1 protein-coding gene is annotated in these 309 nt (G+C 65.0%); it reads left to right on the top strand.

What is annotated here, in order from left to right:
• A partial coding sequence (locus tag ACV229_RS40845) for a 4Fe-4S binding protein (RefSeq protein WP_448088698.1) occupies positions 1–309 on the top strand: 309 nt, incomplete at both ends.

Raw genomic sequence — 309 nt, 5'->3', positions numbered from 1 at the left:
GGCATGAAGGTCCGCACGCAGTCCGACAGACTGCAGTCGCTGCGCCGCAACGTGATGGAGCTGTACATCTCCGATCACCCGCTCGACTGCCTGACCTGCCCCGCGAACGGCGACTGCGAACTGCAGGACATGGCCGGTGTCGTCGGGCTGCGCGAGGTACGCTACGGCTTCGACGGCGCGAACCATCTGCAGGACCGGAAGGACGAGTCGAATCCGTACTTCACGTACGACCCGTCGAAGTGCATCGTCTGCAACCGCTGCGTGCGCGCGTGCGAGGAAACGCAAGGCACGTTCGCGCTGACGATCGCC

The organism is Burkholderia sp. MR1-5-21, from assembly GCF_053427715.1.
Note: the sequence above shows the minus strand (reverse complement) of the source record. Positions and strands in the feature narration are given on the sequence as shown.